This is a genomic window from Pseudomonas sp. FSL R10-0399, from assembly GCF_009600165.1.
Taxonomy (GTDB): domain Bacteria; phylum Pseudomonadota; class Gammaproteobacteria; order Pseudomonadales; family Pseudomonadaceae; genus Aquipseudomonas; species Aquipseudomonas helleri.
The window spans coordinates 1-25,400 of the sequence record NZ_WIWK01000031.1; the positions used below are offsets into that span (position 1 = coordinate 1).

Annotated in this window: 28 protein-coding genes and 1 riboswitch; of the genes, 10 read left to right on the forward strand and 18 right to left on the reverse strand. The window is 60.2% G+C overall.

Going from position 1 to position 25,400, the window contains the following annotated elements; all coding sequences use genetic code 11:
- Positions 1–406 (forward strand): TolC family protein (locus tag GHO41_RS11310; protein WP_178126498.1); only part of this gene is annotated, 406 nt, incomplete at its 5' end.
- Between the two features lie 75 nt (positions 407–481).
- Here GHO41_RS11310 and GHO41_RS11315 read toward each other — a convergent pair.
- Both GHO41_RS11315 and GHO41_RS11320 read right to left on the reverse strand, forming a co-directional pair.
- Positions 482–1,219 (reverse strand): CbtA family protein, encoded by a 738-nt coding sequence (locus GHO41_RS11315; RefSeq protein ID WP_153433613.1) that lies wholly within the window; start codon positions 1,217–1,219, stop codon positions 482–484.
- Positions 1,220–1,234: 15 nt separating this feature from the next.
- Positions 1,235–1,447 (reverse strand): CbtB-domain containing protein, encoded by a 213-nt coding sequence (locus GHO41_RS11320; RefSeq protein ID WP_153433614.1) that lies wholly within the window; start codon positions 1,445–1,447, stop codon positions 1,235–1,237.
- Between the two features lie 27 nt (positions 1,448–1,474).
- Positions 1,475–1,582: riboswitch (cobalamin riboswitch) on the reverse strand.
- Between the two features lie 242 nt (positions 1,583–1,824).
- Here GHO41_RS11320 and GHO41_RS11325 point away from each other — a divergent pair.
- Positions 1,825–2,283, forward strand: a complete 459-nt coding sequence (locus GHO41_RS11325) for a transposase (protein WP_153433615.1) — start codon at positions 1,825–1,827, stop codon at positions 2,281–2,283.
- Between the two features lie 33 nt (positions 2,284–2,316).
- Here the strand turns inward: GHO41_RS11325 and GHO41_RS11330 are convergent, their stop codons facing one another.
- The 7 genes from GHO41_RS11330 to GHO41_RS11360 form a co-directional block, all read right to left on the reverse strand.
- Positions 2,317–3,633 (reverse strand): MFS transporter, encoded by a 1,317-nt coding sequence (locus tag GHO41_RS11330; RefSeq protein ID WP_153433616.1) that lies wholly within the window; start codon positions 3,631–3,633, stop codon positions 2,317–2,319.
- 49 nt (positions 3,634–3,682) lie between these two features.
- Positions 3,683–4,909: an L-fucose:H+ symporter permease gene (gene fucP / locus GHO41_RS11335; RefSeq protein ID WP_123749881.1), complete on the reverse strand. Its 1,227-nt coding sequence runs from the start codon at positions 4,907–4,909 to the stop codon at positions 3,683–3,685.
- Between the two features lie 111 nt (positions 4,910–5,020).
- The gene (locus tag GHO41_RS11340) at positions 5,021–5,797 is read right to left on the reverse strand and encodes an SDR family oxidoreductase (RefSeq protein WP_153433617.1); all 777 of its coding nucleotides are present in this window, start codon (positions 5,795–5,797) and stop codon (positions 5,021–5,023) included.
- On the reverse strand, positions 5,794–6,657 hold the full coding sequence (locus GHO41_RS11345; protein WP_048370686.1) for an amidohydrolase: 864 nt from the start codon (positions 6,655–6,657) through the stop codon (positions 5,794–5,796). Before GHO41_RS11345 ends, GHO41_RS11340 begins: the two co-directional genes overlap by 4 nt.
- Positions 6,658–6,690: 33 nt before the next feature.
- Positions 6,691–7,968, reverse strand: a complete 1,278-nt coding sequence (locus GHO41_RS11350) for an L-fuconate dehydratase (RefSeq protein ID WP_048370685.1) — start codon at positions 7,966–7,968, stop codon at positions 6,691–6,693.
- A gap of 13 nt (positions 7,969–7,981) precedes the next feature.
- A complete protein-coding gene (locus GHO41_RS11355; RefSeq protein ID WP_048370683.1) occupies positions 7,982–8,830 on the reverse strand; it encodes a fumarylacetoacetate hydrolase family protein in 849 nt (282 codons plus the stop codon).
- Between the two features lie 133 nt (positions 8,831–8,963).
- A complete protein-coding gene (locus GHO41_RS11360) occupies positions 8,964–9,704 on the reverse strand; it encodes an SDR family oxidoreductase (protein ID WP_048370679.1) in 741 nt (246 codons plus the stop codon).
- 268 nt (positions 9,705–9,972) lie between these two features.
- Here GHO41_RS11360 and GHO41_RS11365 point away from each other — a divergent pair, with 268 nt between their 5' ends.
- A complete protein-coding gene (locus tag GHO41_RS11365; protein ID WP_153433618.1) occupies positions 9,973–10,734 on the forward strand; it encodes a FadR/GntR family transcriptional regulator in 762 nt (253 codons plus the stop codon).
- Here the strand turns inward: GHO41_RS11365 and GHO41_RS11370 are convergent.
- Positions 10,728–10,994, reverse strand: coding sequence for a hypothetical protein (locus GHO41_RS11370; RefSeq protein ID WP_153330121.1), 267 nt, complete (start codon positions 10,992–10,994; stop codon positions 10,728–10,730). The genes GHO41_RS11365 and GHO41_RS11370 overlap by 7 nt on opposite strands.
- A 272-nt stretch (positions 10,995–11,266) precedes the next feature.
- Between GHO41_RS11370 and GHO41_RS11375 the strand changes: the two genes are divergently transcribed.
- Complete coding sequence (locus tag GHO41_RS11375) at positions 11,267–12,610, forward strand: MFS transporter (RefSeq protein ID WP_153433619.1); 1,344 nt, start codon at positions 11,267–11,269, stop codon at positions 12,608–12,610.
- A 94-nt stretch (positions 12,611–12,704) separates the two neighbouring features.
- On the opposite strand, the gene GHO41_RS11380 is transcribed toward GHO41_RS11375, so the two are convergent.
- The 4 genes from GHO41_RS11380 to flgA form a co-directional block, all read right to left on the reverse strand.
- The gene (locus GHO41_RS11380; RefSeq protein WP_153330132.1) at positions 12,705–13,397 is read right to left on the reverse strand and encodes a flagellar brake protein; all 693 of its coding nucleotides are present in this window, start codon (positions 13,395–13,397) and stop codon (positions 12,705–12,707) included.
- A gap of 135 nt (positions 13,398–13,532) precedes the next feature.
- Entirely contained in the window at positions 13,533–14,000 is a 468-nt protein-coding gene (locus tag GHO41_RS11385) for a flagella synthesis protein FlgN (RefSeq protein ID WP_048370672.1), read from the reverse strand.
- Positions 14,001–14,049: 49 nt separating this feature from the next.
- A complete protein-coding gene (flgM, locus tag GHO41_RS11390) occupies positions 14,050–14,379 on the reverse strand; it encodes a flagellar biosynthesis anti-sigma factor FlgM (protein WP_048389533.1) in 330 nt (109 codons plus the stop codon).
- A gap of 141 nt (positions 14,380–14,520) precedes the next feature.
- Positions 14,521–15,291, reverse strand: a complete 771-nt coding sequence (gene flgA, locus GHO41_RS11395) for a flagellar basal body P-ring formation chaperone FlgA (RefSeq protein WP_178126499.1) — start codon at positions 15,289–15,291, stop codon at positions 14,521–14,523.
- 75 nt (positions 15,292–15,366) lie between these two features.
- On the opposite strand from flgA, the gene GHO41_RS11400 reads away from it, so the two are divergent.
- From GHO41_RS11400 to flgE, 6 genes are all read left to right on the forward strand, one after another.
- Positions 15,367–16,299, forward strand: coding sequence for a chemotaxis protein CheV (locus GHO41_RS11400; RefSeq protein WP_153433620.1), 933 nt, complete (start codon positions 15,367–15,369; stop codon positions 16,297–16,299).
- Positions 16,300–16,344: 45 nt separating this feature from the next.
- Positions 16,345–17,172, forward strand: coding sequence for a protein-glutamate O-methyltransferase CheR (gene cheR, locus GHO41_RS11405; RefSeq protein WP_048370666.1), 828 nt, complete (start codon positions 16,345–16,347; stop codon positions 17,170–17,172).
- A gap of 277 nt (positions 17,173–17,449) precedes the next feature.
- Positions 17,450–17,857 (forward strand): flagellar basal body rod protein FlgB, encoded by a 408-nt coding sequence (flgB, locus tag GHO41_RS11410; RefSeq protein ID WP_048370664.1) that lies wholly within the window; start codon positions 17,450–17,452, stop codon positions 17,855–17,857.
- Between the two features lie 3 nt (positions 17,858–17,860).
- Positions 17,861–18,304 carry a flagellar basal body rod protein FlgC gene (gene flgC, locus GHO41_RS11415; protein ID WP_048370663.1) on the forward strand — a complete coding sequence of 148 codons (444 nt, stop codon included), beginning with the start codon at positions 17,861–17,863 and terminating at the stop codon, positions 18,302–18,304.
- A 15-nt stretch (positions 18,305–18,319) separates the two neighbouring features.
- Positions 18,320–19,045 carry a flagellar hook assembly protein FlgD gene (gene flgD, locus GHO41_RS11420; protein WP_123749889.1) on the forward strand — a complete coding sequence of 242 codons (726 nt, stop codon included), beginning with the start codon at positions 18,320–18,322 and terminating at the stop codon, positions 19,043–19,045.
- A gap of 10 nt (positions 19,046–19,055) precedes the next feature.
- The gene (flgE, locus tag GHO41_RS11425; RefSeq protein ID WP_153433621.1) at positions 19,056–20,384 is read left to right on the forward strand and encodes a flagellar hook protein FlgE; all 1,329 of its coding nucleotides are present in this window, start codon (positions 19,056–19,058) and stop codon (positions 20,382–20,384) included.
- Between the two features lie 72 nt (positions 20,385–20,456).
- Here the strand turns inward: flgE and GHO41_RS11430 are convergent, their stop codons facing one another.
- The 4 genes from GHO41_RS11430 to codB form a co-directional block, all read right to left on the reverse strand.
- Entirely contained in the window at positions 20,457–21,482 is a 1,026-nt protein-coding gene (locus tag GHO41_RS11430) for a hypothetical protein (protein WP_153433622.1), read from the reverse strand.
- Positions 21,483–21,609: 127 nt separating this feature from the next.
- Positions 21,610–22,851 (reverse strand): cytosine deaminase, encoded by a 1,242-nt coding sequence (gene codA / locus GHO41_RS11435; RefSeq protein WP_153391093.1) that lies wholly within the window; start codon positions 22,849–22,851, stop codon positions 21,610–21,612.
- A complete protein-coding gene (locus tag GHO41_RS11440; RefSeq protein WP_153433623.1) occupies positions 22,848–24,071 on the reverse strand; it encodes a PucR family transcriptional regulator in 1,224 nt (407 codons plus the stop codon). Before GHO41_RS11440 ends, codA begins: the two co-directional genes overlap by 4 nt.
- Complete coding sequence (gene codB / locus GHO41_RS11445) at positions 24,068–25,318, reverse strand: cytosine permease (RefSeq protein WP_048370653.1); 1,251 nt, start codon at positions 25,316–25,318, stop codon at positions 24,068–24,070. The genes GHO41_RS11440 and codB overlap by 4 nt, the downstream gene beginning before the upstream one ends.
- Between the last annotated feature and the right edge of the window lie 82 nt (positions 25,319–25,400).

A 25,400-nucleotide genomic window follows, 5' to 3' on the forward strand; every position in this document is an offset into this window, starting at 1 on the left:
GAACCGCATCTGGACCCTGGGCCCGGCATTGGCCGCGACCCTGTTTGACGGCGGCGCCCGCGAAGCGGCAGTGCAACAGGCGCAAGCCAGCTACGACCAGGACGCGGCGACCTACCGGGGCACCGTGTTGTCGGCCTTGCAGAACGTCGAAGACAACCTGTCGGCGATCAACCATTTGCACGTGCAGGCGGATACCTACCAGCAGATCTACACGCGCAATCAGCAACTGTTCGGCAGCCAGCAGGCGCAGCTAAAAGCCGGCACCGTCAGCCAGCAGAACGTCCTGACCCAGCAATTGATCTTGTTGCAGACCGAACAGAACCTGCGCGACACCCAGGGGCAATTGAGCCAGGGCAGCGTGGCGTTGATCCAGAGTTTGGGCGGGGGGTGGGCAATAACCCCGTAGGAGCTGCCGCAGGCTGCGATCTTTTGATCTTTTAAAAGATCGCAGCCGTCGTTCCTCGGCAGCTCCTACAGGGCGTTACGCTTTGTAAGGCTTGTTGGGCAGCAGCAAACGTTCGGCGACGACGCCGAAGATCAGGCCCAGTGCGGTCCACAGTACCGCCTGGATGCCCAACGAGGCGACGCGGAACTTCCACAGCAGCAGGGCCGAGAAACCTTCCGGTGCTTCATTGAACGTCGGGAACAAAAAGCCCGCGATCGAGACAATCACCAGGTACAGCACCACGCCTTTGATCACGCCGTTCCACAGACCGGAGCTGGCGATGAATTTACGGCCTGCACTGACGGCAATGATCGCGGCGGCCAGCGACACCAGCAGCATCAGGAAGAACAACTGCGTGCGCTTGCCGATGGTGTCCGGGTTGCCCACCGCTGGCGGGTTGGCCGGATACACCAGCCCCGGCACCAGATACAGCACCACAAAGGCGGCCAGCGCCAGCAAAGCGGCCAGACCACGCGGGCCGACGTTACCGACACGGCCCAGTGAATAGGCGAACACCAGGGCAAAAATGCCGCCCAGCGACACGCTGTACACCAGCACTCCGGTCAACAGACCGAAGGTGCTTTGCACTTCGCGGCTGACCAGCTCGGGTTCTTCTTCCTCGGCGTCACCGTGGGAGTGGGAATGGGACATGCCTTCTTCGAAGGCGATAGCGCGATCAATCTCGGGTTCGCCGAACACCTTGGCAAAGCTGAAGGCCAGCAGGCCGGCCAACAGACCGACAAGCATGCCCCTGACGAGTAAACGACCAGTCATGTGAAACCCCTCGGATCAGTGGCAGGGAAAGCCCAGCAGGTGGCGACCGTCGTGTACGAACTCGTGCACGTACATGCCCTTGAAGACGGCGGTGGCGCCTTGTTCAGCGCCGACGAAATAAATCGCCAGCAACAGCAACAGGCCACTGAAAATCGCCCACGGCAGTACATCGCGCAGGGGAATGGCAGGAATGGAGAGGTCAGAGTGAGTAGCAGCGTTAGAAACCATGATTACCTCTGGGATTACGCGTCCCGGCAAGAGTGCAAAGGCAAAGGAAGATCTGGCTCTCGGCAAGGTGCCGACTACAGTGGCGCGACCGCGTCGGATTCGGACCGACTTCTTTCCTTCGTAACATACTGAAACAACGCTGGCAGTGTACGCGCTTGGCCCGGGAAATACCCAGAGGAACCTTGTAACTCTAGTGGGAGCGGGCTTGCTCGCGATTCAGGCGACGCGGTGAACCTGCACTACCGCGTTGCTGCCATCGCGAGCAAGCCCGCTCCCACAGGGTGTTCGCAATACTGACATATGCGGTTAAACGATGACGGAAGGTGCTGTGCATTCAGTGACTAGCCTTTGGGTCTGCCGACTCATCGAGACGTTCTATGCCCTCGTTTCCTGCTTCCCACCGCCTGCGTCATGGTCGGTTCAGCGAGCCAAACCGCATCTACCTGCTGACGGCCAATACGCTCAATCGGGAACCTGTTTTCCTTGACTGGCGCGTCGGCAGGCTGGTTGTAGAGCAGTTGCGGAGCGCGCAAGAGCAAGGTTTCGTTGATTCGCTGGCATGGGTGGTAATGCCAGATCATTTTCACTGGCTGGTAGTGCTTCAGCGCAGCTCACTTGACCAATTGATGTGCCGTACCAAGTCGTTGAGTACAAGAGCTATCAATCAGGCCACCGGTCGAACAGGCAGTCGATGGCAGCAGGGCTACCATGACCATGCTTTACGCAATGAAGAGGACTTGAAGCGTGTGGCCCGTTATGTCATTGCCAACCCCTTGCGTGCAGGGCTGGTCAAGAGAGTGGGAGATTACCCTTTATGGGATGCCATATGGCTATGACCCCGTTCAAGCGTGCTCCCACCTCAGTGGTTGTCAGGCGGATGGTGCCACTCGGGCTGGGTCAATGCGTTTACCCGGCTCACGGCCTTTTCTGGCTGAGCGCAACAACATCAAGGTACCCAGCAACGCCATGGCCGCGAGGAAGTACATGCCGGCATGGGTGCTGTCGAATTGCTGTTCGGCCCAGGTTTTAACCGTGGGTGCCAGGAAGCCGCCGAGGTTGCCCAGAGCGCCAATCACGGCGATCCCGCTGGCCGCGGCGGCGCCACTCAGAAAGCGCGTCGGCAAGGTCCAGAACAGCGGTTGCACGGTGATGAAACCGGCGGCCGCCAGGCAGAACGCGAGGATGACCAGCGGCAGGCTGGCGCTCAAGGTCGAACCGACCATGCCGACCGCAGCCAAGGCCAGCATCAGCGCGGCAAAGCGGGTTTGCAGGCCTTTGCGGTCGGCGTAGCGGGTGACCGCGTAGAGCACGATCACGGTGGCGATCCACGGGATGGACGTCAGCAGGCCGACTTTCAAACCGATGCCAGTGCCAAGCAGTTCAGCGATGCGCGTCGGCAGGTAAAACAGCACGCCGTACACGCTGACCTGGATGGTGAAGTAGATCAGGGTGAAGTACAGCACCGTCGGGTTGATCAGCGCCGAGCGCCAGGACGACGGCCCTGTATCGGCTTTGAGCAGATGTTCTTTTTCCAGTTCGTGCTCGACTGCGGCTTTTTCTTGCTCGGTCAGCCATTTGGCGGTGCGCGGTTTGTCCGTGAGGTAGAACAGCGCAAACACGCCGATGACCGAGGCGGCGAGGCCTTCGGTGACGAACATCCATTGCCAGCCGGTCAGGCCAAATTGCGCGCTTTCCAGCAGCCAGCCCGACACCGGGCCGCCGACCATCAACGACACCGGCACGCCGAAGTAGTAAATGCCGTAGGCGGCGCCGCGCTTGTTCTGCGGGAACCAGTAGGTCAGGTACAGCACCACGCCCGGCGACAGGCCCGCTTCGGCCACGCCGAGCAAAAAGCGCAGGATGTAGAAGCTGGTTTCGTTGTGGGCAAACATCATGGCGGCCGACACCAGGCCCCAGGTGATCATGATCCGGCTTAGCCAGATGCGTGCGCCGACTTTGTGCAGCATGAGGTTGCTGGGCACTTCGAACACGGCGTAGCCGATAAAGAAAATCCCCGCGCCCAAGGCAAACGCGGCGTTGCTCAGGCCGGTGTCTGCCTGCAGGGCATGTTTGGCAAAGCCAATGTTGGAACGGTCAATAATCGCCATGGCGAACATCAAGGCGACAAAGGGCAGGATGCGCCAGCGAATCTTGCTGAGCGCCTGATTCAACACAGGATTGGACATGGGTGGCTCCGATTATTTTTTTTGTGGAGTTCAACAACAGGGACAGCGATTAACGGGCTCTCAAGGCGGAGCGGGCATAGGCCGCAACGATGACAAAACAGCCCATTGGCAACAGGTACGCCACGGCGGTGGAGGAGTGGTCAGCGACCAGGCCCATCACGTAGGGCAGCAGGGCCCCGCCAACAATGGCCATGATCATGAACGAGCTGCCGCGCTTGGTATGCGCGCCGAGGTTTTTCACGCCCATGGCGAACAGGGTCGGGAACATGATCGACATAAAGAAGAAGGTCGCCACCAGCGCTACCACCGACACGCCTTCAATTCCCAGCACCACCACCGCGCACAGCGCCACGTTGATCAGTGCGTAAATCATTAACAGGCGCTGGGCATTGACGCGGCCCATCAGCCAGGTGCTGAAGAAGCGCCCAAACATGAAGCTGAGCATGGCCACCGAAAGCAGATACGCCGCTTGCTGGCTGCCCATCTGCGCCCAGTGCTCGGTAACGTAGTTGATAAAAAACGCCCCGACGCCGACTTGCGCGCCGACGTAAAAGAACTGGGTGATGACCCCGGTGACAAACTCGCGGTGTTGCCACAGGCCTTTATCACTCAGTTGCTGGGCCTGAACTTCTTGCTCGCGCAGGTCCGGCAGCGGGGTGCGGGCGATCAGCACGGCGACCAGCAGCACCAGCGAGGCAATCACCAGATACGTCATTTGCAGCGACTGGGTGGTGTCAGTGCTGTTGGCACCACTGAAGAACAGCGCACCGCCAATCAAGGGGCCAAAAAACTGCCCGAGGCCATTGAACGACTGCGCCAGGTTCAAGCGCCGCTCAGCCCCTGCGGGTGAGCCAAGCACCGTGGCATACGGGTTGGCAGCGGTTTCGAGGCAGCCCAGGCCGCAGGCAATCACAAACAGCGCGAACAAAAAGAACTGAAAGCTTTGCGCGGCCGCGGCGGGCATGAACAGCAGGGCGCCGCAGGCATACAGGCACAGGCCGAGCAGAATGCCCGCCTTGTAGCCGTACTTGTCCATCAAGAAGCCGGCGGGCAGGGCGATCAGAAAATACGCGCCGAAGTACGCGCTTTGCAGCAAGCCGGACTGGGCCTTGCTGACGTGCAGGGTTTCCTGGAAGTGCTTGTTGAGCACATCCAGCAAGCCATACGACAACCCCCAGAGAAAGAACAGGCAGGTCACCAGAATCAGTGCCCAGCGGTAAGACGTCACCGCTTTGGTAAAGGGCGGCGCGGCGACGTTCGAGTGCTTGAGTGACATGACGCATCTCCTTCTTATTGTTGTTAAAACCCTGTAGGAGCGAGCTTTTAGACGATCAAAAGATCGCGAGACAAGCTCGCTCCTACAGGGGGCAGGTGAGGCGGATACGGCTCATGTCAGTGCCCGGTCCAGGTGGGTGTAGCCGCCGTCGACCACCAGCCATTGCCCGGTGGTGTGGGAGGCGCGGGGGGATAACAGGAACAGCACGCTGTCGGCGATTTCTTCTGAAGTAGTCATGCGCTGGCCGAGGGGGATTTTCTCGACGATGCTCGCCAGCTTGGCGTGCGGGTCGTCGAAGCTGTTGATCCAGCGCTCGTACAGCGGGGTCATGACTTCGGCCGGGATGACCGCGTTAACCCGTACGCCATCGGCCAGCAACGAGGTGGCCCACTCGCGGGTCAGCGACAGTTGCGCGCCTTTGGCGGCGGTGTAGCCGCTGGTGCCGCCCTGGCCGGTGAGGGCGGTTTTGGAGCTGATATTGACGATGGACCCACGGCTGGCCTTGAGCGCGTCGACGCACAGGTGGGTCATGAGGTAGGAGTGGATGAGGTTTTTTTCCAGCGACTCGACAAAGGCCGAGCGCCCGGCGTCCAGGCCCACGCTGTCATTGACACCGGCATTGTTGACCAGCCCGTCGATGCGCCCGAAGCGGTGCAGTACGCTGGCGACGGCGGCGCGGCAGGCGTCTTCGTCGCGCAGTTCGACCTGTATAAACAGGCTTTGTGCGCCGCGTTGATCCAGTTGTCGGGCCAGTTCATCTGACAGCGGGCTGTGGCCGAAAATCACCGGGATCGCGCCTTCATCGGCCAGCCCCAGAGAAATCGCGGCACCAATGCCGGAGCCGCCGCCGGTGACGATAAAGACCTTGTCTTGCAGATGCAGATTCATCGTGTCACTCCTTCAAGCCCGTAGATGGAGCAGGCGTTGGCGCCCCAAATCGCCGCTTGTTCAGCGGCGCTCAAGTGCTGCAACACGCTGTCGACCAGGGTGTGGGTGGTGCGGTAATCGCTGGCCAGCAGGCACACCGGCCAGTCGGAACCGAACATCAAGCGTTCAGGGCCAAACAGGTGCAGTGCGGTGTCCAGGTACGGGGTCAGTTGCTCGGGCTGCCAGTGCTGCCAATCGGCCTCGGTCGCCAGCCCCGACAATTTGCAACTGACATGCGCCAATGCGGCCAGCGGCGCCAGTTGCTCGGCCCATTGGCGCAGGTTGTTGGCCTGCACGTTTGGCTTGGCGAGGTGGTCGAGCACCAGGTGATGCTGGTCATGGCGCTGGCACAACTGCGTTGCGGCGCTCAGGTCGCAGGCCTTGATCAGCACTTCATAGACCTTGCCTTGGCGCTGTAACGTCGCCAGGCCACGGTTGAAATCGGCCCGTTGCATGAACTCGGCAGGCGCGGGTTCGTCTTGCAACTGATGACGAAACCCGCGCAGCACCGAGGCCTGCGCCCAGCGTTCCAGCGAGTGTTCAAGGTCGGCGGCGCACAGGTCGACCCAGCCCACCACGGCGCGAATCCACGGGTATTGCCCGGCCAACTGCAACAGCCAGTCCGTCTCGCTTTCGCAGGCGCGGGCTTGCACGGCAATGCAGCCGTCGAGCCCGGCCTGATCGAGCAAGGGGCGCAGGTCGTCGGGCATAAAGTCGCGGCGCAGGCCGGGCATGTCGTGGCTGATCCACGGGTAACCGGCTGCGTCATATCGCCAGAAGTGCTGATGCGCATCCAGGCGTGGTGGCTGTGTGGACGACATTGTTGTTGTACTCCGTCCCTTCAAAACGCTGGTTTAGCCCCGGTAGCGGTACTGCTCGCGGGAGGCGGCTTTCATCTGGATCGAGAAGCCCGGCGCCTGTGGCGGCATGTAGGCGGCGTCGCGGATCACGCAGGGGTCTTCGAAGTGTTCGTGCAGGTGGTCAACAAACTCCACCACGCGGCCTTCATGGGTGGCGGCGATGCACAGGTAGTCGATCATCGACAGGTGCTGCACGTACTCGCACAGGCCCACGCCACCGGCATGCGGGCAGACCGGCAAGTTGTATTTGGCGGCCATCAGCATGACGGCCAGCACTTCGTTGACCCCGCCCAGGCGGCAGGCGTCGATCTGCACCACGTCGATCGCTTCGCGCATGATCAGTTGCTTGAAGACGATGCGGTTCTGGCACATTTCGCCGGTGGCGACCTTGACCGGGCTGACGCCCAGGCGGATTTTGCGGTGGCCTTCGACGTCGTCCGGGCTGGTCGGTTCTTCGATAAACCACGGCTGGGCGAACGACAGTTCACGTACCCAGTCAATGGCCGCGTCGACTTCCCAGACCTGGTTGGCGTCGATCATCAGCTTGCGGTCCGGACCGATCACTTCGCGGGCAATGCGCACGCGGCGGATATCGTCTTGCAGGTCGTGGCCGACTTTTAATTTGATGTGCGAGAAGCCCGCGTCGACGGCTTCCTGGCACAAGCGGCGCAGCTTCTCGTCGGCGTACCCCAGCCAACCGGCCGAGGTGGTGTAGCACGGGTAACCTTTAGCTTCGAGCAGGGCCAAACGCTCGGCTTTGCCGTGGGCGCGTTCGCGCAGCAGGGTCAGGGCTTCGTCGGGGGTGATGCAGTCGGTGATGTAACGAAAATCAATGCAACGCACCAGTTGCTCGGGGCTCATGTCGGCCACCAGACGCCACACCGGCTTGCCTTCGGCCTTGGCCCAGAGGTCCCAGGCGGCATTGACCACCGCGCCGGTGGCCAAGTGGATGGCGCCCTTGTCCGGGCCGATCCAGCGCAGCTGGCTGTCGCTGGTCACGTAGCGCCAGAAGCGGCCCATGTCTTCGGCGATCCACTCAAGCTTGAGGCCGACCATCAGGCCCGCGAGGGCCTTGATCGAGGCGCAGCAGATCTCGTTGCCACGGCCGATGGTGAAGGTCAGGCCGTGGCCTTCGAGGTTCGGGGTGTCGGTTTCGAGGATGACGTAGGCCGCGGAGTAATCCGGGTCCGGGTTCATCGCGTCCGAGCCGTCCAGCGATTGCGAAGTGGGGAAGCGAATGTCTTCAACCCGTACAGCAGTAATGGTAGTCATGGCGTTCTCCGGCTTATTCGGCGTCGACGGTGCGTTGGTTTTGTTCACCCAGGCCGCTGATGCCCAGGCGGATGTGCTGGCCCGCACGCAGGTACACAGGGTCTGGTTTGATGCCCAGGCCAACGCCGGGCGGGGTGCCGGTAGATATCACGTCGCCGGGTTGCAGGCTCATGAACTGGCTGAGGTAGCTGACGATTTTAGGGATCTGGAAAATCATCGTGCGCGTGTTGCCGTTCTGGTAGCGCTTGCCGTCGACTTCCAGCCACAGGTCGAGCTGGTGCGGGTCGGCGATTTCATCGCGGGTCACCAGCCATGGGCCGAGCGGGCCGAAGGTGTCGCAGCCTTTGCCTTTGTCCCAGGTGCCGCCCAGTTCCAGCTGGAACTCGCGCTCGGACACATCGTTGATCACGCAATAGCCGGCCACGTGTTCCAGCGCGTCGCTTTCGCTGATGTAGCGGCCGCCTTTGCCGATGACCACACCCAGCTCGACCTCCCAGTCGGTCTTGCGGGAATTACGCGGGATTTCGACGTTGTCGTTCGGGCCGACGATGGCGCTGGTCCACTTGTTGAACACCACCGGCTCAGCGGGAATGGCCGCACCGGTTTCAGCGGCGTGGTCGGCGTAGTTGAGGCCGATGCAGATGAACTTGCCGACCTGGCCGACGCATGCGCCGATCCGTGGCGAGCCTTGGACGAGCGGCAGGGTGGCCGGATCGATGTCTTGCAGGCGGGCAATGCTTTGCGGGCTGAGGGTGTCGCCTGCGATATCCGTGACCACTGCGGACAAGTCACGCAGGTCACCGTTGTTATCGAGCAGAGCGGGACGTTCCTGGCCTTTTTCGCCGTAGCGCAGCAGTTTCATAAAGAGTCCTCGAAATAGGTAATCACATGTGTGGGAGCGGGCTTGCTCGCGATTGCCTCAGCGCAATGCTTCAGACAAACCGAGTCGCCAGCATCGCGAGCAAGCCCGCTCCCACACAGTCAAAAAAGGGCTGTCAGTTGCTCCAGCCGCCATCAATGATTTGTGCAGTGCCGGTGGTGAAGCCGCTGGCGCTTGAGCCCAGGTACAGGGCCAATTGGGCGATTTCTTCGGCGGTGCCGATGCGGCCCATGGGTTGGCGCGCGGCGAAGGCGGCATACACCTCGTCCACGCTGCGGCCTTCGCGTTCCGCTTGCTCGCGGATGCGCTGGCGCAGGGAAGGGGAGTCAACGGTGCCGGGGCAGATGGCGTTGCAGCGGATGTTCTGGCTGACAAAGTCCGCGGCGACAGAACGGGTCAGGCCGATGACCGCACCTTTGCTGGCGCAGTAAGCAAAGCGGTTTGGCACGCCTTTTACGCTGGAGGCCACTGAGGCCATGTTGATGATCGAGCCGCCGCCGTTGCTGAGCATGCCCGGCAAAAAGGCGCGGATCATGCGGTACATGGCGGTGACGTTGAGGTCGAGGGCGAAGTTCCAGTCTTTTTCGCTGCACTCTAGGATGTTGCCGCTGTGCACCACGCCTGCGCAGTTGAACAGCACATCCAGCGGGCCAAGCTCGTTGGCCAGGCGCTCAATGGCGGCGGCATCGGTGACGTCCAGAACAATTTTGTGAGCGCCTGTAAGAGCCTCAAGGGCGCCAGCATTGATGTCGGCGGCGAAGACTTCGGCGCCAGCGGCGAGGTATGCCTGGACACTGGCGTGGCCAATACCTTGGGCTGCGGCCGTGATCAGCACGCGTTTGCCGGAAAGATCCATGGGTACTCCGTAACGATGTGATTGTTTTTATTGTTGGCCTGAACCCTTCGCCATTGTCTCTTTTGGACTAATGGTCAGGCCATTGCGGGCGTAGCAACTGGCAAAACGACGCAGCGGCGGGATACGTTTTTAGCTATGATCGCTGTACGTTATCCATCCAATGGTCAGGCCATTGAACCTTTTTTAGCATGCACCTCACGCTTCAACAAGTGACTTTTTTTTCAAAAAGCGCTCGCGAGCCGTTGCACAGACCAGAGCCAATTTCACGATGCCATTCCAAGTTATTGATAACCAAAGACTTTATCGGCAGATCGCCGATCAGTTGCGGGCCTTGATCGACAGCGGTGAATTCCCGCCGGGCAGTCGGCTACCCGCCGAACGCGAATTGGCCAAGTTATTGGGCGTGAGCCGGGCATCGGTGCGTGAAGCAATGATTGCCCTGGAAGTGATCGGCCTGGTGGACGTGCGCGTCGGCAACGGTGTGTTGGTGTGTGAGCCGCCGGTGCAGGCGGTGTCCAATGAGCCGGTGATGGCCCAAGCTACCCGCGACCAATGGCGCGAGCTGGACCCGGAGCTGGGCATTGCCGTGGATTTCAGTGCCGAGATCCCGCCGTTCGCCTTGCTCCAGGCGCGGCGCTTGATCGAGCCTGAAGCGGCGGCGTTGGCGGCCGTGAACGCCAGCGATGAAGAACTCGCCGGGATCCGCGAAGCGTTTGAGCGCAATGTGCAAGACAACCGCGAGGGTTCGCACACGCACCCCGGCGACCGCTTGTTTCATATCCGCATTGCCCAGGCGTCGGACAACCCGGCCTACGCATTGATGATTCAGCACTTGCTGGGGCACAGCTACGGCAGCATGTTCCAGCGCCTGCAAAGTCACTACACCTCAGATGACATGCCGCACCGCTCGGAGGACGAGCACCGGCGCGTGCTTCAGGCACTGGAGCAACATGACCCGGATGCGGCGCGTCAGGCCATGGCTGAGCATCTGAATGAAGTGATCCGCATCTTTAGCCGCAACGCTCAGTAAGGCTCAACTTCCAGCCAGGACTCGGTGACGCGGCGGTCGAGCTCTTCAAAATCGGCCATGCCGATCACGCGGGTGGTGTTGAGGCCGCGCAGGTAGCCTTTAAGCTCATGGGCCATGGCATGCAACTTCTCGGCGTCGGCAGGTTCAGCATGCAACGCGTGTTCGTACAAGGTCAGGTAGTCGTCTACACGGTCGCGGTACTCAGGCAGTACCGCTTCACGGATCAGGTCGAAGGTTCGCAATTTTTGATTTTTATTCAAGTGGCACCCTTTGTCGGTTGAGGGGCTGCTGTTTTGGTAGATCGCGCCTTGAATGTATCTCACGTCCGGGGGTGGTATCCAGAGGTGGGTAACGGGGAGGTGCTGGAGGGTTTGAGAAACGGGTTGCGCTGCAACCCTTCTTAGCCTGCGGCAGCGACTACTTGTTTTTTTGAAGGTGTACTGCGTATTTTGGTGGCTTGGGCTTAGTCGTTCAGGTCGCCACTGCCTGTTTGAATCCATGGACCATGCACAAGGAGCCGTACGGAAAGCCAATGCGCCAAATCTGGAAGTCGTTTCGAGCGTTGTATTTTGCCTCGCTGATGATGTTGATCGGCTCAGGTTTGTTGAGCACCTACCTGGCGTTGCGCCTGGCTGCCGATGACGTCGACGGTTTATGGGTCGGTGCCTTGATGGCGGCCAACTATTTTGGTCTGGTGCTGGGCGGCAAGCTTGGGCACCGGCTGATTGCCCGCGTGGGGCATATCCGGGCGTACGCCACCTGTGCCGGGATCGTCGGTGCGGCGGTGTTGTGTCACGGTTTGACCGACTGGCTGCCGATCTGGCTGCTGCTGCGTCTGATCGTCGGCCTGGGCATGATGTGCCAGTACATGGTCATCGAGAGTTGGCTTAACGAGCAGGCCGACGCCAAACAGCGCGGCGTGGTGTTCAGCCTGTACATGATCGCCTCGTACCTGGGGCTGGTGCTCGGGCAACTGATTCTGGTGGTTCACCCGCAACTGGGCCTTGAACTGCTGATGCTCGTAGCCATGTGTTTTGCCTTGTGTCTGGTGCCGGTGGCCATGACCCGTCGCATCCACCCGGCGCCGTTGCGGCCCGCGCCCATGGACCCTAAATTCTTTATCAAGCGGGTGCCGCAATCGCTGATCGCAGTGATGGGCGCAGGCCTGTTGATTGGTGCGTTCTACGGTTTGGCGCCGCTTTACGCCTCGCAGCAAGGGTTGTCTACCGAGCTGGTCGGTTGGTACATGGGCTGCTGTATTTTTGCCGGGTTGCTGGCGCAATGGCCGCTGGGCTGGTTGTCGGACCGCTATGACCGGCCACTGCTGATTCGCGTGTTTGCGCTGTTGCTGTGTGCGGCGGCGTTGCCGCTGGCGATCTTCCCGCAGGTGCCTGTCGAGGTGCTGTTCGTGGCGGGGTTCTTGAGCGCATTGCTGCAGTTTTGCATTTACCCGCTGGCCGTGGCCTTCGCCAACGACCACATCGAAAGCGAGCGCCGGGTGTCGCTGACCGCGATGCTTCTGGTCACCTACGGCATTGGCGCCAGCGTCGGCCCGCTGGTAGCCGGTGTGCTGATGAAAGTGCTGGGCAGCCATATGCTGTATGCGTTTTTCAGCTTCACCAGCTTGATTCTGGTGTGGCGCATTCGCCCGAACGCGGTCACCAATTTGCACCAGGTCGACGACGCACCGCTGCAACACGTTGCCATGCCTGACAGCATGTCCACCTCGCCCTTGGCCGCAGCGCTTGACCCGCGGGTCGATGAGCAGGTGGTGCAGGAGCAAATGGTGGACGGGGTCGAGCCTGAGAGTGAGCCAGAAATTGAGCCTGAAGTAGCCCCGGAATTTGGCGGCCCCGAGGCTGACCCAAAACCGTAAACACCCGTAGGAGCTGCCGCAGGCTGCGATCTTTTGATGTTAAAGATCAAAAGATCGCAGCCTGCGGCAGCTCCTACGCGGTTAATCTCGACACTCAGTAAAAATCGTCATCCTTGTCGAACCGGCGGGCATCGCGCTGCAACTGGTAAACAAAACGCTCGACCTGGCGCTGAACCGCGCCGCTGATGTTGTGAAAGCGCATGCCGGCAAAGGTGATGTTCAGGCGCTCTTCGAAGTACAGATGGCGCAACTCGACCGGGGTGGTCATGTGGCCAAAGGGCAGGGCGGCGCTGAAGCGTTCGTACACCTGGCCCAGCTGGATGAGCTCGCTGATATCGCCCTCAAAACGCAATTTGCAGCCGGTGGCTGACACGTCCAGCAATTTGCCCTTGATCGCTTTGCCGAGCTTGTCGCCCGCCACGTTGACGTCCACCAGGTGCGCCAGTTTCAGGGCGGCGCGGAACGCATTACGGCGCTGGTGGTAGATCACTTCTTTGGGCAACGCGCCGTGATAGCAACGGTGCGGGCCGCTGTCGTCGATGCTCAGCGGGGTGTTGCATTCCCAGGCAATGCGCACGCCGTCGTGGAAACCTTCGACCCGAAAAGGAATGCCCGCCGCCAGAAAACGCTCGCCGTCCCGTGGGACCATTTCGTCCAGGGTCATGAGCTGGTTGTCACGGTCTACGTCCACCATGTAGCTCTGAAAACGTTGGGTACGGTCGTTGAAGGTGATGATCAGCGGGTCATGGCTCTCTTGCAGCATCCGCAAATTTGAGGCGATCTCCATCGGCGTCGTCAGCACCTTGGGCGGTTGCGGAGCATCTTGGGCATCTAGCACGGGTCGTCAATCTCCAGACAAAAAACGGCAACACGCAAAAAAAGGGCATTCTGCCATCATGCTGCGGGTGTAGATAGTGCAGGCTCAGGCCTGGCTGTAAGCGCGGTGTTTGTTGAGGAGCGAGGTGGTGCCGCGCGCGTCATACAGCGAGGGCGTTTCGCCGCCGTGGAGGATGCGCAGTTGGTTGGCGGTGATCGCCTGTTGGGTCTGGATCGACTGGCCATTCGCCTGGTTGGCGGCGTGGCACTGAGCCAGCAACTGGTTCAGCAACTCGCTTTGGCTGAGCAATTGATCGCCTACGCTGGAGTGGCTGGCAAGGCTTTCGAGGCCGCTGCGATTGGTCGGCAAGCCGAGGCTGGCAAGGATTTCGCTGCGTTTGCGGCCATGCTGCTCAAGCAAGATAACCAATGAATGCTTGCGCGCCAGAATGTTTTCCAGCAGCACCATGTCGCGCCCCTTGAGGGCGACCGATTCGTCCTGCAACAGGCCCAGCAGTTGCTCGGCAGGTGCCAGGTCGTCATTGATCAGTTGCAGCAGATTCTCGTCGTGCATGTCGGGCTCTAGGAATTAGGCGTCCAAAAGCCTGGCACCGGCCCTGGGCCTAGCGCTCGGCTTCGATATTCAGCAGTTTGCTGGCGACCTTGTTGCTGTCGACGGTGTAACTGCCCTCGGCAATGGCTTGTTTCAACGCGGCCACACGTTCTTTGTTGACCACTGGCTGATCGCGCAGCGAGTCGCTGACTTTCTGCAGCTGTTGAGCTTGCGGGCTCAGGTGCACAGATTCACCGCTCGCGGCTTCGGTGCCGGTGTTTTCAGCGGTTTTGGCTGCAGGGGCCGCTTGCGTGGCGCTGCCTGCTTCCTGGTTGGCGTTGCTGCGCGTGCTGCCGGGCAGGGGCGGGGCGCTGTTGAGACGACTAAAGTCGATAACCATAACGAAAAAACCTCTGGGTATTTGGACGCTTGCCTTGTTTTCGGCCAAACCCGAGAAAACTTTAGGCCCGATTAATCATAGCTTCACACAACGCTGTACTGATCTGCGTCAACGCCGGCTGAGAGAAACACGCCAAACGCTCTACAACGCAACTTCAACCTGACCAGGCGCCGTCACGCGGGCCTTGATGATCCGGTTTGAATTCAGGTTTTTAACCCGGATCTGCTCGCTGAGGCCACCATCGGACAGCGCTTCGCCGGGCATTTTGACACTTAATGTGCCACTGCGGGCACTGATAATCACGTGGTCACCCTTGCGCACTGTCGCGGCCTGCTCCAGGTGCGTGAGTGTCAGCACCTGGTCGGAGACCACCGGGCGCAGCAGTTTTTGCCCCACCGCCAACTCCACGGCGGTGAGATACCCCTGGCTGATCAGGCCGACATCGCGCTCGCGCAAGGTCACATCACCATAGTCGATAATCGCCCCGCGCTTGAGTGGATGCGTGACCGTGACCACATCTCGGAATAACTTGACCTGTGCCGGTACAAAGATGGTCCACGGCGAGCTACCTTCACAACGTACCCTGACCGTCACGCGGCCCATGGGCTGGGCAGGGCTTTCGAGGGTGGCTGTCAAATCCTTGTCGCAATGCGCCAGGCGCACGCGCGGGTCCAATTGATTGACCTGGATCTCGTAGCGGCCCTCAATTTGCCCCGTGGCCAAATAGTCTTCGACGGTAAACTCAAGAAACCCCTGGGTCACGCCGATAAGCTGGTCAGGTGAGGTAAACGTGTCGGCACCGGCTGGTGTGCCTACACTCAGCAGGCACCCGGCCGCGAGCAGGCGCAGTGCGCAGCGACGCAAGGGCTGAAAGCGTGATCGGTGGCAGGTTTTTGTCGTTTTCGGCTTCATGGCGGATAAATAGCAAAGCCCGTGCCGTTTACCGGGCAGCGTGTCGCAACTTAACGATTTTTAAAGGAGCTGAGTATGGCTGGGGTGATGGATGCGGTTAACCAGCGCACTCAACTGGTCGGGCAAAACCGCCTGGAGCTGTTGCTGTTTCGTCTGGGTGGGCCGCAGCTCTACGGGATCAACGTGTTCAAAGTCCGCGAGGTGCTGCAATGCCCCAAGCTGACGGTGATGCCCAAATCCCACCCGGTGGTGTGCGGCGTGGCCAGCATTCGCGGCGCAACCATCCCGATTCTCGATCTGGCGATGGCCACCGGTGCGGGGGCTCTGAGAGACCATAGCAATCCGTTTGTGATCATCACCGAATACAACACCAAGACTCAGGGGTTTTTGGTGGGTGCAGTGGAACGCATCGTCAACATGAACTGGGAGGCCATACATCCGCCACCCAAGGGCACCGGGCGTGACCATTATTTGACAGCTGTGACTCAACTGGACGATCAGTTAGTCGAAATCATCGACGTTGAAAAAGTGCTGGCTGAAGTGTCGCCCTCACCGGAAACCATCTCTCACGGTGTGGTGGACGTCGAGACCCAGGAAAAAGCCCTGTCGCTGCGGGTGCTGACCGTGGATGATTCGTCGGTGGCGCGCAAACAGGTTGCCCGTTGCCTGCAATCGGTCGGAGTTGAGGTGGTTTCACTCAATGACGGGCGCCAGGCGCTGGAGTACCTGCGCGCGATGGTCGAGCAAGGCAAAGACCCGGCGCACGAGTTTTTAATGATGATTTCGGACATCGAAATGCCCGAAATGGACGGCTACACCCTGACCGCCGAGATCCGTAACGATCCGCGGATGAAAGACTTGCACATCATTCTGCATACGTCGTTGTCCGGTGTTTTCAATCAGGCGATGGTCAAGAAAGTCGGCGCGGATGACTTTTTGGCCAAGTTCCGCCCTGATGACCTGGCATCCCGGGTTGTCGACCGGATCAAGGCAGCAGATCACAGCTAGGGGCGATGCCCGTGGCGATCAATAGGTTTTTAGAGGCACGATCACTTGTCGACGGCTAATTTGGATTTTGAACAATTCCGGGTCTTCCTGGAAAAAGCCTGTGGCATTTTGCTCGGTGAAAACAAGCAATACCTGGTCTCCAGCCGTCTTAACAAACTGATGGAGCAGCAGGGGATCAAAACCCTGGGCGAGCTGATTCAGCGCATCCAGAGCCAGCCACGCAGCGGCTTGCGCGAGCAGGTGGTCGATGCCATGACCACCAACGAAACCCTGTGGTTTCGCGACACCTACCCCTTTGAAGTGCTGAAAAACAAAGTCCTGCCCGAGCTGATCAAGGCCCATACGGGCCAGCGCCTGCGCATCTGGTCGGCGGCATGCTCGTCGGGGCAGGAGCCGTACTCGCTGTCGATGGCGATTGATGAGTTCGAGCGCAGCAACCTGGGGCAACTGAAGGCGGGTGTGCAGATCGTCGCCACCGAGCTGTCCAGTTCTATGCTCAACATCTGCAAAAGCGGCGAATACGACAGCTTGGCCATCGGCCGCGGCTTGTCGCAAGAGCGTTTGCAGCGTTACTTCGAGCCTAAAGGCCCGGGCCGCTGGGTGATCAAGGCGCCGATCAAAAGTCGGGTCGAGTTCCGCCCTTTCAACCTGCTGGACAGCTACGCCGGATTCGGCAAATTCGACGTCGTGTTCTGCCGCAACGTATTGATCTACTTCTCGGCCGACGTGAAAAAAGACATCCTGCTGCGCATCCACAGCACCCTGAAACCGGGTGGTTACCTGTTTTTAGGTGCCTCCGAAGCGCTGAACGGCTTGCCGGACCACTACCAGATGGTCCAGTGCAGCCCAGGCATCATCTACCAGGCGAAATAAACGCTGCCCCTGTAGGAGCGAGCTTGCCTCGCGATCTTTTGATCTTTTAAAAGATCGCGAGGCAAGCTCGCTCCTACAGGGTGTTGTGCCGTTCTCTGGACGGCAGAAAAGCGGCAGGCAGCGGAAATCCGTTGCCGCTTTTGGGCCGTTGCCGCTTTCCATCCCCCCCGCAAACCCTTGAAACACGGCCCTGCGCAAACTGGCACGGGGTTTGCTGTGTTCATGTCATGCAATGCCTGAAGTACACGCTCAGGCCAGTCCACACAGGTTTCCCGACATGAGCATCAGCTTCGATAAAGCGCTCGGTATCCATGAGCAAGCCCTGGGCTTTCGCGCCAAGCGCGCGGAAGTGCTGGCGAACAACATCGCCAACGCCGACACCCCGAACTACAAGGCTCGGGATCTGGATTTCGCGTCTGTGCTCGCCGCACAAAACGATAAAAACCAGAACGGCACCTTTGCCTTGAACATGACCAACAGCCGTCATATCGAAGCGCAAGGCCTGAGCAGTGGCGACGAATCGCTGCAGTACCGCACGCCGATGCAGCCTTCCATCGACCAGAACACCGTGGACGCTCAGCTCGAACAGTCGAATTACGCCGAAAACGCGGTCAACTTTCAGGCCAGCTTTACGCTGCTCAACAGCAAATTCAAAGGGCTGATGTCGGCCCTGCGTGGAGAGTAAGTCATGTCCCTAGCCAGTGTTTTCAACATTGCCGGCAGCGGCATGAGCGCTCAGACCACCCGCCTGAACACCGTCGCCAGTAACATCGCCAACGCCGAAACCGTGTCGTCGAGCATCGATCAGACCTACCGCGCCCGGCACCCGGTGTTCGCCACCATGTTCCAGGGCGCGCAGGGCGGTAACGGCGACTCGCTATTCAACAATCAGGACGCTGCCGGTCAGGGCGTGCAGGTGTTGGGCGTGGTCGAAGACCAGAGCGAACTGCAAGCACGTTATGAACCCAACCATCCGGCTGCCGACGCCAAAGGGTACGTGTACTACCCCAATGTCAACGTGGTTGAAGAAATGGCCGACATGATTTCTGCCAGCCGTTCGTTCCAGACCAACGCAGAAATGATGAACACCGCCAAAACCATGATGCAGAAGGTCCTGACCCTCGGTCAGTGATAAGGGGCGACACTCATGAGCGTGACCGATAGCACCAGTGGTTTGACCCTCAATCAGATCCTCGCCAACTCTGCCCGGACCACCACCACCGACACCAGCGTGGGCGCGGCATCCCGGGCGGTAACCGGCAACCAGTCGCTGGGCAAGGACGCGTTCTTGCAACTGCTGGTAACCCAACTGAAAAACCAGAACCCGCTCGACCCGCAGGACAACACCGCGTTCGTCGCGCAGTTGGCCCAGTTCAGCAGCCTGGAAGGCATCACCACCCTCAACGATACCGTGACCTCGTTGTCGGGCGGCTTGCAGTCTTCGCAAGCGTTGCAAGCGTCGTCGCTGGTGGGTCGCTCGGTGATCGTGCAAACCGGAGAAGCCTATGTCGACCCGTCGAGCGGCAAGCCGTTCAACGGCACTGTGGTGGTCAAAGACGCGGACTCGCGGCCGACCATCACCATCAAGGATGCCGACGGCGAAGTGGTCAGAACCATCGACATGGGTGTGCAGAAGGCCGGCAATGTCGACTTCACCTGGGACGGCAAAGACGCCAACGGCGAGCTGCTGGAGAAGGGCTCTTACACCTTCAGCGCCTCGACCAAAACTGACGCCGGTACAACGGCGTTGACCACCTACCTGCCAGCCACGGTCAACAGCGTGACCCTGAGCAAGACCGGTGGCGAAATCATGCTCAACCTCGCCGGGCTGGGCAGCATTGGTATATCAAAAGTCCAGACGATAGGCCTTTAAGGAGAGACATATGTCATTCAATATCGGCCTTAGCGGCCTGTATGCAGCCAACAAACAACTCGACGTGACCGGCAACAACATTGCCAACGTTGCCACCACGGGCTTCAAGTCTTCGCGTGCCGAATTCGCGGACGTGTACTCGGCCAGCAAGCTGGGCGTGGGCAGCAAGACCATCGGCAGCGGCGTCAACCTGGCCAACGTGTCGCAAAACTTTGGCCAGGGTGCGGTCAACAACACCGGCAACCTGCTGGACATGGGCATTGAAGGCAGCGGCTTCTTCGTGCTGAGCGACAACGGCGCTCTGAGCTACACCCGTGCCGGTACGTTCAAGGCCGACAAAGACGGCTACGTGACCAACACCAATGGCACGGCGCGCCTGCAGGGCTACGGCGTTGACGCTAACGGTGTGATCAACACCAGCGTGTTGACCGACCTGCGCATCGACACCTCGAACCTGGCGCCTAAAGCCAGCAGCAAAGTGGAATCGACGATCAACCTGAACTCCACGTCGGACGTGATCAATCAGACCACCACGCCGTTCGACCCGAATGAAACGTCGTCCTACAGCAAAAAATTCAGCACCACCATTTACGATACCCAGGGCAACCCGCACCCGATGGATCAGTACATGGTCAAGACCGGTTCCAACACCTGGAACACCTACACCCTGATTGACGGCCGCAACCCCGATGGCAGCGTGGCCACCGGCGAAAACGCCAAAGCGCCCGTGCCCTCGACTATGAGCTTTGATTCCAGCGGCGGCTTGGTCAGTGTGACCACGCCTAATCCGGTGGCCGGTGGGGACCCGATCGTCAGCAGCACGCTGACCATCAGTAACTGGATGCCGGGCGCGACCGTGAACGGTGCGTGGGTGTCCAATGGCGCGGGGGCCAACGAGAAGGGGATTGCCATCAACATGGCCAATACCACTCAGTACAATACCGACACCGCCCGCAACCCGCCTACCCAGGACGGCTACGCGACCGGCCACATCAACAACCTGACCATTGATGGTTCGGGCGTGATGTTCGCCAACTTCAGCAACAACCAGAGCCGTGCCATTGGCCAGATCTCCTTGGCCAGTTTTACCAACGAGCAGGGCTTGCAACCGGTAGGCGGCACCGCCTGGAAAGAAACCTACGCCTCGGGACAGGCCGGTTTTGACGTGCCGAAAACCGGCACGTTGGGCGCCATTGCCTCTAACTCGCTGGAAGACTCCAACGTCAACCTGACCAACGAGCTGGTCGACTTGATCAAGGCGCAGAGCAACTACCAGGCCAACGCCAAAACCATCTCGACCCAAAGCACCATCATGCAGACCATCATCCAGATGACCTGATAACCGCCGAACCTGTAGGAGCGAGCTTGCCTCGCAATCTTTTAAAAGATCAAAAGATCGCGAGGCAAGGTTTTAGTTAAGCAACGCCCTGAACTCGGCCTGCTGCGCCGGGGCGATGCAGATCTTGATCAAATGCTCGATTTTCCGGGCGGTTGCGTGCTTTTGCCGCAGCAACTCAATCGCCCTGACCCACAGGGCTTTGCGGCAATAAGGTTGCAGATACTCCGCGGTAGCTACTTTTTGCCCCTGAATCATCAATTTGGCCGCTGGCCTGAACGCCTTGCTGACGGCGATCAGGCGCGGTTGCGCCTTGACCTTGGCAAGCAAGGACGGCTTGGGGAAGTGCACCGGCACCGTGGCTGCCAGGGTCGGCAGGTCGGCGTGGTAGCGTTCACCGTGATGGTCGAAGAACCCTTGGTTCATCGTGTGGTGATAGCGTTTTTTGGAGTAGTAGTGGTGGATGCAATCATTGGCGGTCACCACGTTCGTGCCGGCCATGGCAAAGGACACGGCGATCTGCTCGATGGTGTGCAGCTTGGCGTAATGCCCGTTCCATTCATCAATCAGCGCGATGGCCTTGTCCAGCAGCCCGGCATTGGCGCGGGTCATGCCGCAAATGCCGCTGTTATACAGCTTGAGGCTGTCGGCAGGGGCTTTGCCGTTGGCGATCAGTTCATCTGAAAACGCCACGTAATCGGCGCGCAACTTGGCTTCGGCCCACTCCCATTCAAATTCATCCATTAAGTACTGCTGATCGCTGATGCGTTCAAACAGCAGGGCCGGGTCTTTGAAAAACACCGTGTCGGTGTCGACGAAGATGGTTTTGTCCGCGAGTTTGGCCCCAGCGGCGATAGCGCAGGCTTTGCGGCGATGGGTGTAGCCGTAGGCGCCTTTCCACTGTGCCAGTGTCTCGGTGCTCAGGGCGATGACTGTGACGGGCCAGCCTTCAAAGGTCTGGGGCTCGTCGGTCATTAACGTGATGGTGAAACTGTCGGGCACGCGGCGTTCGCGCAGGGCCGACAGAATGCTGAGTTTGGCTTCTTGGCGGTAAACGGCATTACCGCCGTACAGCAGATACAAAAGGTGGGAGGAATCCATACATCCATGCTTTTAAGTGTGCGTTAGCCCAAGGTCGGGTTGTCCAGCGGTGCACATTATGCCGTAAACGTGCAGGGCTCGATAACCCGCCAGCCGCTGCCCCGAGGCGGCGGCTGGCGGGGCTTGATCACGCGCCGATCAGCTCTACGCGCTCAGGAACGCGGTTCATCAGCACTTTACCGGCACGGATCGAGACGCGAGCCTTGGCCTGGCGGCGCAACACTTCGTAATCATTTTCTGCGTCGAGGATCACCAGGTTGGCCGGACGGCCGACGGCAATGCCATAGCCTTCGCCCAGGTTGAGGGTGCGGGCGCTGTTGTCGGTGACCAGGTCCAGGCAGCGTTTTAGGTCTTCAAAGCCCATCATGTGGCAGATGTGCAAACCGGCATCCAGCACACGCAAGATGTTGCCGTTGCCCAGCGGGTACCACGGGTCTTTGATCGAGTCCTGGCCCAGGCAGACGTTCATGCCGGCGCGGTCCAGTTCGGCCACGCGGGTCACGCCGCGGCGTTTGGGGAAGGTGTCGAAACGGCCTTGCAAGTGGATGCTTTCGGTCGGGCACGAGACAAAGTTGATGCCCGAGGCCTTGAGCAGGCGAAACAGCTTGGAGCAGTAAGCGTTGTCGTAAGAACCCATGGCGGTGGTGTGGCTGGCCGTGACCCGGCTGCCCATGCCGCGTACGCGGGCTTCTTCGGCCAGCACTTCAAGAAAGCGCGAGTGCGGGTCGTCGGTTTCGTCACAGTGCACGTCCACCAGGCAACCGGTGCGCTCGGCCAGGTCCATCAAAAACTTGATCGAGCTGACGCCTTGATCGCGGGTGTTTTCAAAGTGCGGGATCCCGCCCACCACGTCTGCGCCCATCTCCACGGCGCGGGTCATCAGTTCGCGACCATTGGCATACGACTCGATCCCCTCCTGAGGGAAGGCCACGATTTGCAGGTCGATCAGGTGGCGCGCTTCTTCACGCACTTCGAGCATGGCCTTGAGCGCTGCGAGTGTCGGGTCGGTGACGTCGACGTGGGTGCGCACGTGCTGAATGCCGTTTTCGGCCAGCATGCGAATGGTGGTGTGGGCGCGCTGCTTGGTGTCTTCGTGGGTGATGGTTTCTTTGCGCTGGGCCCAACGCTCGATGCCTTCGAACAGCGTACCGCTGAGGTTCCATTCGGGTTGGCCGGCGGTGAGCGCTGCATCCAGATGGATATGCGGCTCAACCAGCGGTGCGATCACCAATTGGCCTTGAGCGTCGATATCGCCGGGTTGTGCCGCGACGCTGCCGGTTTGCAGGGTGATGGCGCTGATGCGCTCGCCTTCACAGCTGACCGTGTACAGGCCTGTTGTTTTGCGCAAGGTGGCGTTGATGATGTTCATGGTCGGTCCTGTCGTTGGGCTTCGGTCATGCGCCATACCAGCAGGGCGACCGAAGCGTTCATTCTAAAAAGTGGATCATCGAGCGATTGCCCGCTGAGCTGCTCGATACGTTGAATCCGTTGGTTCAGGGTGTTGCGGTGGATGGTTAAACGCTGCGCGGCCTTGAGGGCGTTGCCGTTTTCCTGGAGCAGGGCGTCCAGGGTGTCGATCAAACTGTTGGGCTGTTTGCGGCGGCTTTCGATCATTCGCCCGAGGGTTTGCTTGACGAACAGGTCGATCACCGAGCGATCGCCAATGGCCTGCAGCAAGCGCAGCACGCCCAGTTCGTTGAAGTCGCACAGGCCGGTGGCCGGGCGCAGGTTCTCGGCAACGTCCAGCGCCTGACGGGCTTGGTTGAGGGCTTGAGGGTAGTGCTCACAGGCGTCGACCTTGCTTGCCAGCCCCATAAACAGCGCCAGGTCGCCGATCACCGGTTGCAACTGCTGAGAGAGGCGGGCCAGGTCGGCGCGAACGTTGTCGTGGTCTGCCAGCAGCAAGATAAACAGATCGCCTTGCACCACCACTGGCAGCGCATCCGGCAGGGCACGGCTCCAGGCGTCGAGGTGGTCCTGGACGGCCTGACGAATCAGTTGCAGCAAGCGCTCGGCTTCATCCGGGGCGTGGTTGTCAAACAGCGTTGCAACCGCCGACAGGCGCAGCGCTACCAGGCGTCGCGGGCTGTCCAGCGGCAGCTTTAAATGCGCGGCACGTTGGCGGGCGGTGGCGAGGCTCGGGTAATCGCCGCTGAGCAACTGCGCCAGAATGTCATGGCGCGAGCGCTTGGCCTGGGCCATTTGCACAAGCGCCGTGCCGATCAGGTGCGTGACGATGACCATCTTCAGCAGGTACGGCTGCTCAATCAGTGGCAAGCCATAGTGCTCGGCCAGTTCTACAACGGCCTGGGGGATGCGCCGGATAAACGCCTCGCCGGTCAGAATCACCAGCCCGGCGATGCCGCTGGCATCGCCTTCGTGCACCAAGCGCAGCAGGTTGGCTTCATCGCGGGGGTGGTTGATCCCCGTGACAAACACCAACTCGCCGCCCATCACCCATTCGCCAATGCCTTCGTTCTCGGCCACGTACGACCAGCGCACGGTGCGATGCAGGTTACGGGCGCCTGCCCGGACGGCCATTTCTTCAAGGCCGGGCAGCGCCAGAATTTCTTCAACGGTGAGGCTCAAACCGCCTCCTGCGTGCGGTGTTTGCCAATCTCAAGCAGCACCACGTAGCACAGGGCCGAGGCGGCAATGCCCACCAGCGGCGCGATCCAGGGTGATGAGTAGGCCAGCACGGCGCCCACGGCATACGACACCAGACCCCGCAGGTTGTAGCGTGGCAGGCTGACCGAGGCCAGTTGCGGGTACTTGCCGTGATGGCGATACCAGAAGTCGGCCATGATCACGCCGCCGATGGGCGGGATCACCGAGCCGAGCAGCACCAGAAACGGAATCAGCATTTCATACATGCCGCCGATGGCCAGCACCACGCCGATGGCGGCGGCAATCAGGGTCATGGTGCGGCGACGTTCAGTGCGCACCAAGTGGCAGGCAGCGGCCGACACGTTGTAGATGGTCGGGCCCTGAATGGTCCACAAATTAAGGCACAGCATAATCACCGCGGCGAACGACAAGCCTTGCAGCATCATCACTTCAACGATATCGGCCTGTTGGTAAACGATGGCGCACCAGGCACCGGCGACCACCATCAGGCCGTTGCCGAGCAGAAAGCTGACCACGCTGGCGATGACTGCAACCCGCCCGGTGCGCGACAGGCGCGTCCAGTTGGTGGCTTGCGTCGCGCCGCTGGCGAAGGTGCCGAAGACCATGGTGATCGCGGCCGAGAAGGTCATGGTTTCATGCGGGATCACCGCTGCCAGCGCCTTGAAGCCGCCGACGTGCTGGGTGGCGAGGGCCATCGAGACAATCATCAGCACCAGCATCAACGGCACTGAAATGCGCGACAGCACATCCAGGCCTTTAAAACCGATGATGGCGGTGATGCTGAAGCCAAAGCCAAACACGATCATCAGCGGGACGGTAAAGCCTTCGGCCAGGCCGAGCATTTTGACCAGCACAATCGCCACCGTCGCCGCGCCCCAGGCGTACCAGCCCAGTTCGGCGAACCCCAAGATAAAGTCCGAAAGACGGCTACCGGCCTCGCCAAAGCAAAAGCGCCCCATCAACACCGTATTCAGCCCGCTGCGCGATGCGATCAGCGCCAGCGCGGCGGCATACAGGGCTAGCAAACCATTGCCGATAGCGGCAATCCACAGCATGTCGACAAAATTGAACGCCATGCCCAACTTGCCGCCGGCGAACATGGTGCCGGTGAAAAAGGTAAAACTGAACAACACCATCGATATCGGTAGCAGGCCCTTGCGAGCAGTGCTGGGTGCTTCGCTCAACGCAAATTCACCGTGTGAACTCATGAGATTTTCTCCGCCTTTAGTGGGTTGGCCGTGGTCCGTGGCCTGGCTGGGCCAAAGCAATTACCGGGCCTATTTTACTAGG

Coding starts and splice junctions, on each gene's coding strand:
- GHO41_RS11315 (WP_153433613.1), bottom strand. CDS start 1,219: ATGACTGGTCGTTTACTCGTCAGGGGCATGCTTGTCGGTCTGTTGGCC.
- GHO41_RS11320 (WP_153433614.1), bottom strand. CDS start 1,447: ATGGTTTCTAACGCTGCTACTCACTCTGACCTCTCCATTCCTGCCATT.
- GHO41_RS11325 (WP_153433615.1), top strand. CDS start 1,825: ATGCCCTCGTTTCCTGCTTCCCACCGCCTGCGTCATGGTCGGTTCAGC.
- GHO41_RS11330 (WP_153433616.1), bottom strand. CDS start 3,633: ATGTCCAATCCTGTGTTGAATCAGGCGCTCAGCAAGATTCGCTGGCGC.
- fucP (WP_123749881.1), bottom strand. CDS start 4,909: ATGTCACTCAAGCACTCGAACGTCGCCGCGCCGCCCTTTACCAAAGCG.
- GHO41_RS11340 (WP_153433617.1), bottom strand. CDS start 5,797: ATGAATCTGCATCTGCAAGACAAGGTCTTTATCGTCACCGGCGGCGGC.
- GHO41_RS11345 (WP_048370686.1), bottom strand. CDS start 6,657: ATGTCGTCCACACAGCCACCACGCCTGGATGCGCATCAGCACTTCTGG.
- GHO41_RS11350 (WP_048370685.1), bottom strand. CDS start 7,968: ATGACTACCATTACTGCTGTACGGGTTGAAGACATTCGCTTCCCCACT.
- GHO41_RS11355 (WP_048370683.1), bottom strand. CDS start 8,830: ATGAAACTGCTGCGCTACGGCGAAAAAGGCCAGGAACGTCCCGCTCTG.
- GHO41_RS11360 (WP_048370679.1), bottom strand. CDS start 9,704: ATGGATCTTTCCGGCAAACGCGTGCTGATCACGGCCGCAGCCCAAGGT.
- GHO41_RS11365 (WP_153433618.1), top strand. CDS start 9,973: ATGCCATTCCAAGTTATTGATAACCAAAGACTTTATCGGCAGATCGCC.
- GHO41_RS11375 (WP_153433619.1), top strand. CDS start 11,267: ATGCGCCAAATCTGGAAGTCGTTTCGAGCGTTGTATTTTGCCTCGCTG.
- GHO41_RS11380 (WP_153330132.1), bottom strand. CDS start 13,397: ATGGAGATCGCCTCAAATTTGCGGATGCTGCAAGAGAGCCATGACCCG.
- GHO41_RS11385 (WP_048370672.1), bottom strand. CDS start 14,000: ATGCACGACGAGAATCTGCTGCAACTGATCAATGACGACCTGGCACCT.
- flgM (WP_048389533.1), bottom strand. CDS start 14,379: ATGGTTATCGACTTTAGTCGTCTCAACAGCGCCCCGCCCCTGCCCGGC.
- flgA (WP_178126499.1), bottom strand. CDS start 15,291: ATGAAGCCGAAAACGACAAAAACCTGCCACCGATCACGCTTTCAGCCC.
- GHO41_RS11400 (WP_153433620.1), top strand. CDS start 15,367: ATGGCTGGGGTGATGGATGCGGTTAACCAGCGCACTCAACTGGTCGGG.
- flgB (WP_048370664.1), top strand. CDS start 17,450: ATGAGCATCAGCTTCGATAAAGCGCTCGGTATCCATGAGCAAGCCCTG.
- flgC (WP_048370663.1), top strand. CDS start 17,861: ATGTCCCTAGCCAGTGTTTTCAACATTGCCGGCAGCGGCATGAGCGCT.
- flgD (WP_123749889.1), top strand. CDS start 18,320: ATGAGCGTGACCGATAGCACCAGTGGTTTGACCCTCAATCAGATCCTC.
- flgE (WP_153433621.1), top strand. CDS start 19,056: ATGTCATTCAATATCGGCCTTAGCGGCCTGTATGCAGCCAACAAACAA.
- GHO41_RS11430 (WP_153433622.1), bottom strand. CDS start 21,482: ATGGATTCCTCCCACCTTTTGTATCTGCTGTACGGCGGTAATGCCGTT.
- codA (WP_153391093.1), bottom strand. CDS start 22,851: ATGAACATCATCAACGCCACCTTGCGCAAAACAACAGGCCTGTACACG.
- codB (WP_048370653.1), bottom strand. CDS start 25,318: ATGAGTTCACACGGTGAATTTGCGTTGAGCGAAGCACCCAGCACTGCT.